Genomic DNA, 15,641 nt, shown 5'->3' with positions numbered 1-15,641 from the left:
GTCCTCCTTGCTGCGCGAGGCGCTGCGCTTCCGGGTTGCCGCCGCGGGCGCGCGGGCCAAGGGGGACCAGCTGCGCCTCGCCCTCCCCATGTAACGCGCTGTCTAACAGTCTTCGTACCCCCACCAGTGGGTGTGCCGAGGCAGTTGAACAGCGCGTTACATGCAGCGGGAGGGCAGCGGGGGGCAGCGGGGGGCAGCGGGGGTGCAGCCCTAGCCACCTCCGCCCACCGCGGACGCACCACCCCACCAGTGACACCGGTCACCCCCACGTTGCAAGATGACGCCCTGCGTCCGCTCGGGGCGCTCGCTCTCCTCTCGGAAGGATCACCCATGGCCCTTCGGCCCATGCGGCGACGCATGCCTGCGCTCGCCCTCGCCACCTCCGGCGTCCTCGCCGCCGCGCTCGTCTCGATGACCGGCGCGACCGCCGCCCCCACCGCCGCGAACGAGCCCGGCTCGACGCCGGTGCCGATCAGCACTCCCGACGGCGTGGTCTCCAGCTATCTGCTCAACGCCCGCAACGCCAACCCCGGTCACACCAAGCAGCTCGAGCGCGCGGTGGAGAAGGCCGGCGGGGTCGTCGTCCAGAGCTGGCCGCAGATCGGGGTCGTCGTCGCGCACGCCGACGTCTCCTCGTTCCGCGCCGACGTGGCCAAGGCCGCGGGCAACAAGCTGGAGTCCGTGGGCGCGACCCGCACCGTCCCGGTCGCCGAGGGCACCCCGTCCGAGCTCAGCGTGAGCTGGGGCCCGGGCGCGTCCGGCTACAAGAAGGAGGCGAAGAAGCCCGCCAACGGCGACATCGGCTCCGAGGCGACCGTGGCCACGGTCGCCGACCCGCGTGAGAACGAGCAGTGGGACCTGCAGATGATCAAGGCCGACCAGGCCCACCGGATCACCGAGGGCAACCGCAACGTGCTCGTCGGCGTGCTCGACTCCGGCATCGACCCCGACCACCCCGACCTCGTCGCCAACACCGACGCGAGCGAGTCGGTCAACTGCACCGACGCGGGCCGCCCCGACACCTCCGCCACCGGCTGGCACCCGACCACCAGCGACCACGGCACCCACGTCGCCGGCACCATCGCCGCCGCCCGCAACGGCGTCGGCATCGTCGGCGTCGCGCCAGGAGTGCGGATGGCCTCGGTCAAGGTCGTCAGCGACGCCGGCTACATCTACCCCGAGTACGCCGTCTGCGGCTTCGTCTGGGCCGGCCAGCGGAAGATGGACGTCACCAACAACAGCTACTACGTCGACCCGTTCCAGTTCTGGTGCGGCGACCAGCCCGACCAGTACGCCGCGATGGAGGCCGTCCGGCGCGCCGTCGAGTGGTCGACCGACCGGGGCGTCGTGCACGCCGCGGCCGCCGGCAACTCGTCGTACGACCTGTCGAACAAGACCATCGACACCAGCGCGCCCAACGACAGCACCCCGATCACCCGGACGCTCAACGACACCTGCAAGAAGGTGCCGGGCGAGTTCGACGGCGTCGTCACCGTCTCGTCGGTGCAGCGGTTCCCGGCCGGCACGATGGACAGCCGCCTGTCCAGCTTCTCCAACCGCGGCCTCGGCTCGATCGACGTGGCCGCTCCCGGCTCGGCCATCCTCTCCACGATCGTGCGCGACAACGGCTACGGCACCAAGAGCGGCACCTCGATGGCCTCCCCGCACGTCGCCGGGGTGCTGGCCCTGATGAAGTCCGCCCACCCCGGGCTGACGCCGGCGCAGATGATCGACCGGCTGCGCGCGCAGGCCGACGACAAGCCGTGCGGCACCACCACCGCCGGTGCGCCGTGCGTCGGCACCGATGCGGACAACAGCTACTTCGGTGAGGGCATGGTCGACGCCCTCGACGCGGTGAGCTGACGCTCCGTCACCCGTACGCCGGCCGGCGTCGATCCTCCGTCTTTCCTGGCGGGGGTCGACGCCGGTCGTGCGTCCGGGGTCCGGCTACTTCTTCTTCTCGACGGCCAGGTAGCGCAGGTCCAGGGTGAAGGTGGCGACGTCGAAGGCGTCGTCCCCCTCGGTCCAGAACACCCACCAGGCGGTGGGCGGCAGCCGTCGGTCGCGGGGGTCCCACGCCTGGCCGTCACCGTAGACCGGGTCCTCGTCCCACGTGGTCTGCGCCGTGCTGCTGGAGGAGACCACGGTGGCGTCCGTCCGGGGGTAGTGGACGGCGAGATGCCCGCGGTCGGTCTCGCCGGGGTTGGTCGGCTCCCCGGCGAAGGCGACCCGGACGGCGTCCAGCCCGCGCACCGCCTCCGGCACCGCGACGAAGTAGCTGGACTCCGCCGCTCCGACGATGTCGGGGTCGGGGTCGGCCCGGTGGGTCAGCCCGCCGGGGAACCGGACGCTGGGCGTCACCTCTCCCTGCGGGAGGAACAGCCCACACTCCGGCCATGAGCTGCCGAAGCAGGCCGGCGACCACGCCTCCTGCGCGGGCATCGTCCGGCTCTCCTCCCGCCACACCAGCGAGTCCTGGGAGACCCAGAGCTTCAGCGGCTTGGTGGCACCCCGGTTGCCGAGGCCGTCTGTGCCCGACAGGGTGGCGAAGTAGCGCCCGGGCCGCAGCGGGACCCCGCGGGCGTCGCGCCCCTCCCACACCAACTCGGTGAACCACTTCGGTCGGAACCGGATCGTGCGTCGCAGCGCGACCTTGCCGTCGGCGTCGCGGAAGGTCAGGACCGCGCGTTTCATGCCGTCGCTCCACCCGCCGGCATCCAGCACCAGCCGGTCGCGGACCTCGACCGAACGCGGGTAGACCTTGGCCACCGCGTCCTTCTTCGCGCCGTACCGGTCCCGGACGCCGAGGTAGGCGTCGAACTCGAGATCGACCGAGGCGAAGGCGTCGTCGCGACCCTGCGGCGTGACCACGCCGATCCGGTAGGACCCGTGCGGCACCAGCCGGCCCTGCGGAGTCCGCCCGTTCCACGTCCAGGTGTGGCGGCCCGCCGGCCGCCGCCCGAGCGCGACGGTGAAGGGCGTGATCTCGTCGTCGCCCGCCTCCACCCGGATCTGCACCGTGGTGGCGACGGGCAGCCGGAACCGGACGGCGAGCCGGTCGCGGACCCCGTCGCCGTTGGGCGAGAACGTCAGGCGCTCCGCGAGCATCCGTGGCTCCTGACCCTGCGGAGCCGGGGCCCCGGACGAGGTCGCCGCGGCGACCGGTCCCCCCAGCGCCGTCGTCACCAGCACCGTCGTCACCAGCGCCGCGGCCAGCGCCGCCGCCTTCCGTCCCAACCCCCGTGCGTTCATGTCGGAAGACTAGGGATCCGACGCGAACTCCGCACCGGTGTCCATGGGTCCGTGTGGCACGGTGGGTCGCAGGTGCTCCACCAGCAAGGTCGCGAGCTGCTCGGGTGCCTCCTCGGCCATGTGGTGCCCGGAGTCGATCACCGCCGACTCGACCGGCAGCCGGCACCAGGGCTCCCAGACGGCCGCCGGGTCCCCGTAGAGCTGGCCCATGTCGTCGTGCCGCGACCAGCCGACGAGGGTGCGGCACTCGACCCGCCGTCCCTGCGCCCGCGCCTGCTCGTCGTGGCCGCGGTCGACGTGCAGCCCGGCCCGGTAGTCCTCGATCATCGCCATCACGGTGGCCGGATCCTGCAGGGCGTCCACCAGGTCGGCGTGGTTCTCGGCGCCCATCGCGGTGGCGTCGGGGCGGTACCAGGCGAGCGGATCGGCGGTCACCACCCGCTCGGCGTGCGGGGAGGCGGCGAAGAAGAACCAGTGCCACCACGCCTCGGCGAACCCGGCGTCGGTCCGCTCCAGGGCCTCCACGATCGGGACGCCGTCCAGCACGGCCAGGGAGGCGACGCGCTCCGGGTGGTCGAGCGCAGCCCGGAACGCGACGTAGCTGCCGCGGTCGTGGCCGACCACGGCGAACCGGTCGTGCCCCAGCTGCGTCATCAGCGAGACGACGTCGCCGGCCATCGCCCGGTCGCAGTAGACCTGGTGCTCCGGGTCGGGCTCGGGCTTGGCGGAGTGGCCGTAGCCGCGCAGGTCGGGACAGACCACCGTGAAGCCGGCGTCCCTGAGCCGGGGCGCGACCGCGTACCAGGTGGTGTGGGTGCGCGGGTGCCCGTGCAGCAGCACGACCGCCGGGCCGCGACCGCCGGCACGGACACGCAGGTCGATGCCGGGCGCGACGGTGACGTCGCGGAGCTCGAAGCCGTCGAACATGCCCGCACCCTGCCACCCCGTCAGCGTGGCCGTCGAGGTACGCGCGACCGAGGGCGGCCCCACGACCCGATCGGCTCGGCTCAGCGCCGTCGCGCCACCGCGGCCGTGACCGCCAGCAGCGCGGTCAGCCCGAGCCCACCGCCGACGAGGAGCATCAGCAGGCCGACGACCCACAGGCCGGAGTCGTCGGAGGAGGCGGCCTCGGCCGCCCAGGGCACCGCGAAGCCGAAGACGGCGGCAGGCGAGAGCGCCACGGCCGCCGCGGCTCCTCCGCCCCGCCGGTCCGGTCCGGCCGCCCGCACCCACAGCAGGGCCAGCACCGAGGCGACCGCGATCGAGGCACCGCACCCGATCACCTGCCACGGACGGTAGGGGCCCTGCCGCTCGCCGTCGACCAGGTCGTACTCCTGGTCCCAGCCGAGCCAGGCGAACCACATCCCCGCCGCGACCAGGGCGAGCACCAGCGCCGCCACGCCCAGGCGGGCGGCGTACGAGGAGGTCCTGGTGGGGGTGCTCGTCTGCGGGGAGGTCATGGCCCGCAGTCTCCCCGACCGGGCGAAATCCGGGCGAAACACGCGTCAGGCACGATCGCGCCGTGCAGATCCGGCCAGCAGACTTCGACGACCCCGCGCTCGGGATGTTCCTCCAGCAGCACCTGGACGAGATGGCGCCCACCGCCCCGGCCGAGAGCCGGCACGCGCTCCCCCTCGACGGGCTTCGAGCGCCTGGGGTCCGGCTCCGGGTGGCGTACGACGACTCCGGCTCGATCGTGGCGACCGGCGCCCTCGCGGCGCTGGCACCGGACCACGAGGAGCTCAAGAGCATGCGCACCGATCCTCGGCGCCGGGGTCAGGGGGTCGCCGGGCAGGTGCTGGCTCACCTGCTCGCCGACGCTCGAGCGCGCGACGTCGCGCGGGTCTCCCTGGAGACGGGCAGCATGGACTTCTTCGCCCCCGCGCGGGCGCTGTACCGCAAGGCCGGGTTCGTGCCGTGCGGTCCCTTCGGGAGCTACCGGGAGGATCCGCACAGCGTCTTTCTGACGCTGCTCCTGTGAGCGGGCGAAAAAGGTCCGGAGCCGATGTCGGATCCTTCCGTGCCCGTTCGACGTCCTGCTGAGAGGTGCGTGAGCACAACCAGCCGAGAGAGACGAGAGAAGGACACGACATGCGCTACATGGGATTCGTACAGATGGACCCGACCAAGGACGTCGACCCGCCCGAGGCCCTGATGAAGGCCATGGAGGAGCACATCGCCAAGGCGGTCGCCGCCGGGGTCTTCCTCGACGGCGGCGGGCTCGACGGCGGCCAGGAGTGCACCGAGGTACGCCTGGCCGGCGGCAAGGTCACCACCACCGACGGCCCGTACGCCGAGGCGAAGGAGATCGTCGGCGGCTACTCCGTCCTGGAGTTCCGCGACCACGCCGAGGCCGTCGAGGAGGCGCGACGTCTCGTCGAGCTGCACCAGCAGCACTGGCCCGGGTGGGAGGGCTCGGTCGTCGTACGCCGGATCTGGGACGCGCCGCCCCCGCAGGCCTGAGCGCCGGCGGCGTCGCTCCCCTACGCTGCCCGGATGGGGAGCGACGCCGACCCGGTCGTCCACGCACGCGTCACCGCCGTCTGGCGGCGGGAGTCGACGCAGCTGGTCGCCGCGCTCGTGCGGGTCACCCGCGACGTCGACCTGGCCGAGGACCTCGCCCAGGACGCCCTGGTCGCCGCGCTCGAGCAGTGGCCGGACGCGGGGATCCCGGCCAACCCCGGCGCCTGGCTGATGACGGTGGCCAAGCGCCGCGCGGTCGACACCTTCCGCCGCAACGCCGCCCTGCGCGAGAAGACCGCCGAGCTGGGCCACCAGATGCCCGACGGGCAGGAGGCCGAGATGCCCGACCTGGACGCCACGGTCGACCACGTCGAGGACGACGTGCTCCGGCTCATCCTGCTCACGTGCCACCCGGCGCTGACCCCGGAGAGCCGGACCGCGCTGACCCTGCGGCTGGTCGCCGGCCTGACCACCGCCGAGATCGCTCGCGCCCTCATGGTCAAGGAGTCGGCCGTCGGGCAGCGGATCACCCGCGCGAAGCGGACGCTCGCCGAGGCGGGCTTCGCCCTCGACCTGCCGGTCGGCCGCGAGCGGACCGAGCGGCTCGACGACGTGATGTCGGTGGTCTACCTCATCTTCAACGAGGGCTACACCGCCACCGCGGGCGACGCGTGGGTGCGGCCCGACCTGTGCCACGAGGGGATCCGGCTGGCCCGGATGCTCGCCGCCCTGGAGCCCCGGCACCCGGACGTGCACGGCCTCCAGGCGCTGCTGGAGCTGCAGGCCTCACGGCTCCCCGCGCGCACCGACGCCGCCGGGCACCCGGTGCTGCTCGAGGCTCAGGACCGGGCCCGGTGGGACCAGCTGCTGCGGCGCCGCGGCCTCGCCGCCCTCGACCGGGCGCTGGCGGTGGCCCGCGAGCGCGACCTGCCGATCGGGTCGGTCACGGTGCAGGCCCAGATCGCCGCCTGTCACGCCCGGGCACGGACCGCCGAGGAGACCGACTGGCCGCGGATCGCCGGCTGGTACGACGCCCTCGCGGCGTCGGCTCCGGGGCCCGTCGTCGAGGTCAACCGGGCGGTCGCGCACGGGCGGGCCTTCGGCCCGCAGGCAGGGATGGCGGTGCTCGACGCCGTCGACCCGGCCGCCCTGCCGGGCTCCCACCTGCTCCCCAGCGTCCGCGGCGACCTGCTGGCCCGCGCGGGCCGGCACCGCGAGGCGGCGGACTCCTTCGCCGAGGCACTGGCGCTCACCGGGAACGAGGCGGAGCGGACGCTGCTCACCGGGCGGCGCGAGGAGTGCCTGCGTGCCGCCGGTGACAGGTGATGACCGATGTCCCTGGACGACACCGCGCAGCGCGAGGCACGCTGGAAGACGCCGCCGCGCTCCTGGCGCCGTCCACCAGCGACGGCCACATGACAAGGGGACGACCACCTGAAAGGTGAGTGGCCAGATGGACCTCAGGACCCGGATCAGCGAGCTGATGCCCCAGGCTCGTGCCGAGCTGGCCGAGCTCGTGTCCATCCCGTCCGTGTTCGATCCACGGCAGTTCCCGGTCGAGGAGTGCACGCGGGCTGCGGACTGGGTCCGCGCCGCGTTCGCCGCGGTCGGGTTCGAGGACGCGCGGCTCGAGGAGACGCCGGACGGAAGCATGGCGGTGGTGGGCTCGCGGCCAGGTCCTGACCCAGCCGCGCCGACGGTGCTGCTCTACAGCCACTACGACGTGCAGCCACCGCTCGACGACGCCGCGTGGCGGACGCCTCCGTTCGAGCTGACCGAGGTGGACGGGCGCTGGTACGGACGCGGCGCCGCAGACTGCAAGGGCAACATCGTCAGTCACCTGGCGGCGCTGCGGGCCCTCGGCGACGACGTGCCCGTCAACCTCAAGCTGGTCGTGGAGGGATCCGAGGAGCTGGGCGACGGCGGGCTGGAGCGGTACGTGCCCGAGCACGCGGACCTGCTCCGCGCCGACGCCATCCTGGTCTGCGACACCGGCAACGCGGCGGTCGGGCAGCCGGCGATCACCGCCAGCCTGCGTGGCCTGGTCGAGATGGTGGTGCGGGTGGACGCGCTGCCGTCCGAGCTGCACTCGGGGGTGTTCGGCGGCGCCGCCCCCGACGCCCTGGCCGCGTTGATCGCCATGCTGGCCTCACTGCGCGACGCGGCCGGGGACACCACGGTCGCCGGCCTGCCCCACGACGAGGTCTGGGACGGGGCGCCGTACGACGAGGCGGCGTTCCGCAGCGACGCCGGGATCGGGGACGAGGAGTCCCTGCTGGGGTCCGGGAGCGTGTCGGACATGCTGTGGGCCCGACCGGCGCTCACCGTCGTGGGGATCGACTGCCCGCCCGTGGTGGGGTCCAGCGCCTCCATCACCCCCACGGCGAGCGCCCGCCTCAACCTCCGCATCCCGCCGGGCACCGACCCCGCGCAGGCCGAGCGTGCCCTGGCCGACCACCTGCGCGCGGCCGCTCCGTGGGGCGTCTCGGTCGAGTGCACCACCGAGTTCACCGGGGCGCCGTTCCGGGCCCGCACCGACGGGCCCGCCTACCGGACGATGCGTGCCGCGATGAGCCAGACCTACGGGCGGGACCCCGTCCTCCTCGGGCAAGGTGGATCGATCCCGCTGTGCAACGTGTTCGAGGAGACCTACCCCGACGCCGAACAGGTGCTGATGGGTGTCGAGGAGCCGCAGACGCTGATCCACGCCCCCAACGAGAGCGTCGATCCCACCGAGATCGAGCGGATGGCGCTGGTCCTGGCGCTCTTCCTGCAGGACTACGCCGGTTCCTAGCCGTCGCCGAGGGCGGTCAGCGGGTCACCCCGCCAGCTCCATCACCTGCGCGACCATCTCGAAGGAGCGCAGCGTCGCCTCGGTGCTGCGCGCCATCGAGGCGACGATCAGCTCGTCGGCGTCGGCGTGCACGGTGAACTTGTCGAGGTAGTCGCGCACCTCGGCCGGGTCGCCCACCGCGGTGTAGTGGCTCATCTGCTTGATCTGCTGACCGGACGGCGAGTCCAGGACGGCGTCCGCCTCGGCGTCGCTGAAGGTGCGGCCCCGGCCGACGAGCTGGGACACCCGCAGCCGCTGGGACTCGCGCAGCAGCGCGTGCGCCTCCTCGCTGGAGTCGGAGGCGACGACGTTGACCCCGGCGATCACGTACGGCTCGGCCAGCTGCTCCGAGGGCTGGAAGCTGCGCCGGTAGGTCGCCACCGCCTGGGTCAGCGCCTGCGGGGCGAAGTGCGAGGCGAACGCGTACGGCAGGCCCAGCGCCGCCGCCAGCTGCGCCCCGAACAGGGACGAGCCGAGGATGAAGAGGGGCACGTTCGTCCCCTTGCCCGGAATGGCGTCCACGCCCGGGATCTTGGAGTGGCCGGTCAGGTAGCCCTGCAGCTCCTGCACGTCGGTGGGGAACGAGTCGGCGGAGTGCGGGTCGCGGCGGAGTGCCCGCATCGTGTTCTGGTCGCTGCCCGGCGCGCGGCCCAGGCCGAGGTCGATCCGGTCGGGGTGCAGCGTGGCGAGGGTGCCGAACTGCTCGGCGATCACCAGCGGGGAGTGGTTGGGCAGCATCACCCCGCCGGCGCCGAGCCGGATGGAGGAGGTGTGGGCGGCCACGTGCGCGATCAGGACGGCGGTCGCCGACGAGGCGATGGTCGGCATGTTGTGGTGCTCGGCGTACCAGACCCGGCGATAGCCGGTGCGCTCCGCGAGCCGAGCGATCTCGACGCTGGCGCGGAAGCTGTCCGCCGCGGTGTCTCCGGCTCCTACTTGGGCAAGGTCGAGGATCGAGATCGGGGTGGCGGTCATGTGGGACCAACGGCCTAGCACAGGGTGACTATTCCGTCCCGGGGAAAGGCAAAATCTTGGCGAACTCGTACGCCGGCGCCCGGGATCGCCCCTATGGTTCGCTCGTGAACGAACTGGTGAGTGTGGAGACCAAGCGAAGCAAGCGCCAGACGAGGCGACGGATCTGGCAGCTGCCCGCGGCGCTGACCCTGGTGCCGCTGGCGATCGCGGCCGTCTCCCCCGGTGCGGGGCACGGTCCGCTGCTGCCCGCCGCCGCGGCGTCCTCGGCCGTCGTCGCCGCCTCCGGGACCAGCGGGTTCCAGGACCAGGCGTGGGGTGACGACACCACCCGCGAGGACGAGAAGGCCTCGCGCAAGACCGGCGACTGGCGGGCCGAGGCCGACCTCGGGTCGCTGTTCAACGCGGCGAAGAACACCGGCGCCCACGACGTGTGGGCCTCCGGCGTCACCGGTCGCGGCGTCGACGTCGCGGTGATCGACACCGGCATCTCGCCCGTCCAGGGACTCGACGACCCGACCAAGGTGGTCAACGGCCCCGACCTCTCCTTCGAGAGCCAGAACGACCAGACCAGGCACCTCGACGGCTACGGGCACGGCACCCACATGGCGGGCATCATCGCCGGGCGGGACGCCGACGTGGTCGCCGGCCAGGAGAACGACCCCGACCGGTTCGTGGGCATCGCGCCGGACGCGCGGATCGTGAACCTCAAGGTCGCCTCCGCCGACGGCGGGGCTGACGTCACCCAGATCATCGCGGCCATCGACTGGGCCGTGCAGCACCGCAACGACGCCGGCCTCAACATCCGGGTCATCAACCTGTCCTACGGCACGAGCTCCACGCAGCCCTACCTCGTCGACCCGCTGGCGTACGCGGTGGAGAACGCGTGGCGCAAGGGCATCGTCGTCGTCGTCGCGGCCGGCAACGACGGTGCCGGCGTCCCGGTCACCATGCCGGCGGCCAACCCGCACGTGCTCTCGGTCGGCGCGGTCGACCACCTCGGCACCAAGCCGCTGGAGGACGACGTCACGGCCGACTTCACCAACTCCGGCAACGCCGAACGGCGGCCCGACCTGCTCGCGCCGGGCAAGTCCGTGGTCTCCCTGCGCACGCCCGGTTCGTACTCCGACCGCGCCCACCCCGAGGGCCTGGTCAGCGGTGACGACGACCAGCGGTTCTTCCGCGGCAGCGGCACCTCGCAGGCCACCGCGGTGGTCAGCGGCGCGGTCGCGCTGATGCTCCAGCAGCGTCCCGACCTCACGCCCGACCAGGTCAAGCACCTGCTGCTCTCGACCGCGGACCCGCTGGCCGAGCCCGACCCGGTCCAGGGCGCTGGCGTCCTGGACATCGACGAGGCGGTCGTGGCCGCCGCGCCGTCGCCCGCTGAGGCGGCCCAGTCCTGGCCGGCGGCCGAGGGCACCGGGACGCTCGAGGGCTCCCGGGGCGAGAGCCACGTGGTGGACCCCACCGACGGCGCCGTCCTCGACGGCGAGATCGACGCGATGGGCAGCCCGTGGGACGCCCGCTCCTGGCGCACCGCCACCGCCGCCGGTGCGGCGTGGTCGGGCGGCGAGTGGAACGGTCGCACCTGGGCGGGCTCCGACTGGTCCGGCAGCTCCTGGACCGCCCGGTCCTGGCGCTCGGCCGCGTGGTCCGGCGACTCGTGGGCCGGCGGCGACTGGCTGGCCCGCAGCTGGCGGGGCGACGTCTGGTCGTCGGCCGGCTGGGAGTCCCTGAGCACCGCGTCGCGGAGCTGGACCGCGCGGTCCTGGCGTGCCCGCTCGTGGCGCACCGTGCTCACCGGCCCCGGAGCGACCTGGTAGGTCCCACGCGCTGAGTGACCCGCCTCTCACGGGTCTCTCTCGCATTCTGCTTCGCTGAGCGGCCATCCGACCTAGGCTCGCGACACGACGGTCCCTTGCGCCCGGAATGTCTCGAAGGGACGGCAAACTCGTGAAGCTCATCTGGCTCCTGACGGTGGCGATGGCCGGCGTAGCGGCGCTGATCGCCCTGCCGGGCGTGCTCGCCGAGCCGGGTGCGGCGGTGCCGGACCTCACGTGGCTCGCCCTGGTGCCGCTGTTCGCCCTCGCCGAGGTCGTGGTGGTGCACCTGCCCACCCAGCGCAACGCCCACGGGCACACGCTGCGCGAGATCCCGGCGGTGCTGGGACTGACCTTCCTGATGCCGCAGCAGTACGTCACCGCCTACGTGCTGGGCGCGGTCGTGGGGCTGGTCGTCGCCGCGCGGATGCGGGGCGCGAAGCTGGCCTTCAACACCGCCCTGTTCGCCCTCGAGGCGGCGCTGGGCGCCCTCGCCTACCACGCGATCCTGCAGGGGGCCGACCCGCTCTCGCTGACCGGGTGGATGGCCGTCCTGGTCGCCGTCCTCCTCACCGACCTGATCTCCGCCGCTGCCGTGACCACCGCCATCAGCCTGACCGAGCGGGCCTTCGACGGGGAGGTCCTGCACGAGGCGTTGCGGTGGGGATCGGCCGCGGCGTTCATCAACACCTGCGTCGCCCTGCTGGTCGCGACGTTGGTCCTGGTCCAGCCGTCGGCCCTGCCCCTCCTCGGCGTCGTCGTCGTGCTGCTGGTCATCGGCTACCGCCACTACATCTCGCTGTTCCGGGGGCACGCGCGCACCCAGCTGCTGTATCGGTTCGTCGACCGCACCTCCTCGGCGGGATCGCCGGAGGAGATCGTCGAGATCGTCGTCCGGGAGGCGGCTGCCCTGATGCACGCCGAGCGCGCCTACCTGGTGGAGTTCCTCGACGACCACCGCGTGCGCTGCTCCTCCCTCGTCCACGACACCCTGCGCACCGAGTCGCTCGACCTCGGCGGACAGTCGGCGTGGTGGTTGCGCTCGCTCGACGGCGACGTCGTACGGCACGAGTCCCCGGGCCGCCCTGGGCACCGCGAGGCTCCCGCCCCGGCGCAGGAGCCCACGCTGATGTCCGTCCCGCGCGAAGGACTCGCAGCCTCCCTGCGCGGCGGCGGGTCGACCCGGTACGTGCTCGTGGTGTGCGACCGCACGTTCGAGAAGGAGTCCTTCGGGTCGGAGGACGTGCAGGTCTTCGAGGCGCTGGCGGCGCACGCCGGCGTGGCCGTCGAGCGAGCCCGCAGCGTCGGCGACCTCGAGGCGCTCGCCGAGCAGCTGGAGAGCGCCCGCGACGCGGCCCTGGCGGCCTCGAACGCGAAGTCGATGTTCCTGGCCAACATGAGCCACGAGATCCGCACCCCGCTCACCACCGTGCTCGCCGCCAGCGAGCTGCTGGAGGACACCGAGCTCGACGAGCTGCAGGGCAAGCTGCTGGAGCGGCTCCAGCTCTCCGGCGGGCTGCTGCTGTCCCTGGTGGAGAGCCTCCTCGACTTCTCCCGGATCGAGTCCGGCCACACCACCCTCCACGAGGCGGAGTTCGACCTGCCCGCCATGGTGCGCGACATCGTCGACGCCAGCCTGCCGCGAGCCCGCCGGCAGGGGCTCGTCCTCGAGTGGGCGATGGAGCCCGGGACGCCGCGGCTGGTCACGGGCGACCGGACCCGGGTCGTCCAGGTGCTCAACAACCTCGTCGACAACGCGCTCAAGTTCACCCCGCACGGAGGGGTGCGCGTCGACGTCCGCCCCTACTGCGACGACGGGGACCGGGGCGTGCAGCTCGTCGTCGCCGACACGGGGATCGGCATCGACCAGGACGACCAGGCCACGATCTTCGAGGCCTTCCGCCAGGTCGACGGCTCCTCGACCCGGCAGTACGCCGGCACCGGCCTGGGGCTCGCCATCTGCAAGCAGCTGGCCGAGCTCATGGGCGGGACCATCTCCGTCAGCGGCGCGCCCGGCGAGGGCAGCACCTTCACGCTCCGGCTGCCGCTGACGGCGGATCCGGCACCTGCGGCGGCCGACTCGGATCCCTCGCGCCAGGTCGCCGCCCACTGAGGATCTGCCCACTGAGGATCTGCTCGGTGGGGCCTCGGCTCCGTGGGCGGGATCCGGCGCCTACCTGCGCGGCTGGGTGAAGCAGCCGGCGCCGGTCCCGAGCGCCTTCAGGCCCGAGATGTCGCCCAGGTTGTAGCCGCGGTGCTCGGCGGCCGTCCACGGGAACGCCCCACTCACCATCACCTGCACCTTCTCCGTGACGTGGGCCAGGTTGACCGCGTGGCCGAGCTCGTGCAGGACCAGCCGGCCGTACCTGCTGCCGACGCCGAACCCGTTGAGGGCCGTCGAGTAGCCGTCGGTGCGCAGCAGCACGTCGCCCTGGGTGATCTCCTGCGGGTCGCCCGGGTGGTTGGAGGGGTAGATCATCCGCGGCCCCCCGCGGCCGGCGATGTTCGAGCCGGGCTCGAACTGGTCCGGACGCGTGACGTCGTTCCCGAAGCTGATCAGGAGCTGCGGCTCGGTCCGGAGCTCGTCGCTCAGGGCGTGCGCGTCGGTCTCCCCGGTGAACGTGAAGGTGTAGCCGGTCTGCGCCGCCAACCGGGCGACGCCCTCGGTGACGTCCGTCAGGGCCGCAGCGCTCGCTCCTGTGGGGTTGTAGCCCCAGGTGATCGGCACGCACCCGTTCCACCGGGCGGGGACGCCACGGCTCTCCACCATGAAGGCGTACTGGTTCGGGTCCCCCTGCGGGCCGGGCATCGGCGGCGGCGGCGGCACGGGAGGGATCGGCGGCGGAGTGCCGAAGACGCTGGTACGGAAGGGCTTGGACGCCGCCTTGGGCCGCTTCTTGTGCCGGGGCAGCAGGACCCGGTAGCGCAACGTCCCGGCCACGCTCGTGTCGAGACGGAAGGAGGCGGCCGACGCCCGCAACCGGGCCCGGCGCAGGTCCTCCCAGCCGCGGACGGGAGCCCGGCGCTGGAGCATGACCCGGCCGCCGGTGGCCTTCGGCCTCACCTTCACGACGACCTCGACCGGCTCACCGATCTGGAGGTAGCTCAGGTTCGGGGAGTCGACGAACGCGATCTTCACCTTCGGGCGTGCCGGCGGACGAGGCTTGGAGCGCCGGTCCGGACCCGCCGGCATGATCGTGCCGACCACGCCGTCGGAGGCCGCGTGCCCGGGGTGGTAGGCGTCGGCCGAGCGGGCTGCCGTGTCGACCACCCGGGGCGCCGGCTGCTCGGGCCCGGCCAGGGCGGGCACCCCGACCGAGGCGGCGACGAGGCTGAGCCCCGCGAGCGGGGCGAGCAGGCCGAGGCGGAGGTTCATGCGCCGCAGCGTGGCAGCGGCAACGCTCCGGTGGCGACAAAAGTGCCGGTCGCGCACGACGCCGCCCGGGTCTAGGCTCCGACCACCCCGACACTCAGCCCCTCGGAGGCATGACGTGAAGCTCTTGCTCACCTCAGGTGGCGTCACGAACCGCAGCATCCGCGCGGCGCTGGTGGAGATGCTCGGCAAGCCGGTCGAGGAGAGCCGCGCGCTCATCATCCCGACGGCCCAGTGGGGGCACCCGATGTGCGGCCCGTCCTCGGTGCACGGCCTGGTCGCCGCGCTGCCCAGCTGGCAGACCTTCACCGGGCTGGGCTGGGCCTCGCTCGGCGTCCTCGAGCTCACCGCGCTGCCCACCGTGGGCGCGGAGCGCTGGGCGCCCTGGGTCCGCGAGGCCGACGTGCTCCTGGTCGACGGCGGGGACGCGACGTACCTGTGCCACTGGATGCGGGAGTCCGGGCTTGCCGACCTGCTGCCCTCGCTGACCGACACGGTCTGGGTCGGGGTGAGCGCCGGGAGCATGGTGCTGACGCCCCGGATCGGGGACTACTTCGTCGAGTGGCCCTCGGCGCCGGACGACCGCACCCTGGGCCTCGTCGACTTCTCGATCTTCCCGCACCTGGACCTCTTCCCGACCAACACCATGGCCCACGCCGAGCGGTGGGCCGCCGACCTCGGTGGGCCGGCGTACGCCATCGACGAGCAGACCGCGATCGCGGTGGTCGACGGCGTCACCGAGGTGGTCTCCGAGGGGACCTGGACCCGGTTCGACGGGTAGCGAGTCGCCGGGCGACGGCTGTACCGCCGCCGCCCCGGCGCGTGGCGCTGAGCCCTAGGCCGGCGCTGAGTCCTCGGCGTGGTCTGGACACGGGGGACGCCTTTCTTGCTATTGTCCACTTACTTACTGTTCTTACTGTTCTTACTG

General features: G+C 73.1%; 13 protein-coding genes. 8 read left to right on the top strand and 5 right to left on the bottom strand.

Annotation, left to right across the window (positions count from 1 at the left end):
- Nucleotides 1–330: 330 nt before the first annotated feature.
- Complete coding sequence (locus H8838_RS00715) at nucleotides 331–1,863, top strand: S8 family peptidase (RefSeq protein ID WP_185995470.1); 1,533 nt, start codon at nucleotides 331–333, stop codon at nucleotides 1,861–1,863.
- A gap of 84 nt (nucleotides 1,864–1,947) precedes the next feature.
- On the opposite strand, the gene H8838_RS00710 is transcribed toward H8838_RS00715, so the two are convergent.
- The 3 genes from H8838_RS00710 to H8838_RS00700 form a co-directional block, all read right to left on the bottom strand.
- Nucleotides 1,948–3,252, bottom strand: a complete 1,305-nt coding sequence (locus H8838_RS00710; RefSeq protein ID WP_185995471.1) for a FlgD immunoglobulin-like domain containing protein — start codon at nucleotides 3,250–3,252, stop codon at nucleotides 1,948–1,950.
- Between the two features lie 9 nt (nucleotides 3,253–3,261).
- Entirely contained in the window at nucleotides 3,262–4,179 is a 918-nt protein-coding gene (locus tag H8838_RS00705; RefSeq protein ID WP_185995472.1) for an alpha/beta fold hydrolase, read from the bottom strand.
- An 80-nt stretch (nucleotides 4,180–4,259) separates the two neighbouring features.
- Nucleotides 4,260–4,712 carry a hypothetical protein gene (locus H8838_RS00700; RefSeq protein ID WP_185995473.1) on the bottom strand — a complete coding sequence of 151 codons (453 nt, stop codon included), beginning with the start codon at nucleotides 4,710–4,712 and terminating at the stop codon, nucleotides 4,260–4,262.
- A 62-nt stretch (nucleotides 4,713–4,774) separates the two neighbouring features.
- On the opposite strand from H8838_RS00700, the gene H8838_RS00695 reads away from it, so the two are divergent.
- From H8838_RS00695 to H8838_RS00680, 4 genes are all read left to right on the top strand, one after another.
- Nucleotides 4,775–5,233: a GNAT family N-acetyltransferase gene (locus H8838_RS00695; protein WP_224766301.1), complete on the top strand. Its 459-nt coding sequence runs from the start codon at nucleotides 4,775–4,777 to the stop codon at nucleotides 5,231–5,233.
- 119 nt (nucleotides 5,234–5,352) lie between these two features.
- Nucleotides 5,353–5,715, top strand: coding sequence for a YciI family protein (locus H8838_RS00690; protein WP_258236340.1), 363 nt, complete (start codon nucleotides 5,353–5,355; stop codon nucleotides 5,713–5,715).
- A gap of 33 nt (nucleotides 5,716–5,748) precedes the next feature.
- Entirely contained in the window at nucleotides 5,749–7,041 is a 1,293-nt protein-coding gene (locus H8838_RS00685) for an RNA polymerase sigma factor (RefSeq protein WP_185995474.1), read from the top strand.
- Between the two features lie 127 nt (nucleotides 7,042–7,168).
- Nucleotides 7,169–8,509 carry a dipeptidase gene (locus H8838_RS00680; protein WP_185995475.1) on the top strand — a complete coding sequence of 447 codons (1,341 nt, stop codon included), beginning with the start codon at nucleotides 7,169–7,171 and terminating at the stop codon, nucleotides 8,507–8,509.
- Nucleotides 8,510–8,533: 24 nt separating this feature from the next.
- Here H8838_RS00680 and H8838_RS00675 read toward each other — a convergent pair whose 3' ends face one another.
- A complete protein-coding gene (locus H8838_RS00675) occupies nucleotides 8,534–9,523 on the bottom strand; it encodes an LLM class flavin-dependent oxidoreductase (protein ID WP_185995476.1) in 990 nt (329 codons plus the stop codon).
- A 104-nt stretch (nucleotides 9,524–9,627) separates the two neighbouring features.
- On the opposite strand from H8838_RS00675, the gene H8838_RS00670 reads away from it, so the two are divergent.
- Together H8838_RS00670 and H8838_RS00665 are read left to right on the top strand one after the other, a co-directional pair.
- Complete coding sequence (locus H8838_RS00670) at nucleotides 9,628–11,343, top strand: S8 family serine peptidase (RefSeq protein WP_224766300.1); 1,716 nt, start codon at nucleotides 9,628–9,630, stop codon at nucleotides 11,341–11,343.
- A gap of 130 nt (nucleotides 11,344–11,473) precedes the next feature.
- Nucleotides 11,474–13,453, top strand: a complete 1,980-nt coding sequence (locus H8838_RS00665; protein WP_185995477.1) for a GAF domain-containing sensor histidine kinase — start codon at nucleotides 11,474–11,476, stop codon at nucleotides 13,451–13,453.
- A 60-nt stretch (nucleotides 13,454–13,513) separates the two neighbouring features.
- Here H8838_RS00665 and H8838_RS00660 read toward each other — a convergent pair whose 3' ends face one another.
- Nucleotides 13,514–14,716, bottom strand: a complete 1,203-nt coding sequence (locus tag H8838_RS00660) for a zinc metalloprotease (protein ID WP_185995478.1) — start codon at nucleotides 14,714–14,716, stop codon at nucleotides 13,514–13,516.
- A 115-nt stretch (nucleotides 14,717–14,831) separates the two neighbouring features.
- Here H8838_RS00660 and H8838_RS00655 point away from each other — a divergent pair, with 115 nt between their 5' ends.
- Nucleotides 14,832–15,494, top strand: coding sequence for a Type 1 glutamine amidotransferase-like domain-containing protein (locus H8838_RS00655; RefSeq protein WP_185995479.1), 663 nt, complete (start codon nucleotides 14,832–14,834; stop codon nucleotides 15,492–15,494).
- Nucleotides 15,495–15,641 lie beyond the last annotated feature (147 nt).

The organism is Nocardioides campestrisoli, from assembly GCF_013624435.2.
In the GTDB taxonomy this organism is placed as follows: domain Bacteria; phylum Actinomycetota; class Actinomycetes; order Propionibacteriales; family Nocardioidaceae; genus Nocardioides; species Nocardioides campestrisoli.
This window is presented reverse-complemented; position numbering and strand designations above follow the sequence as displayed.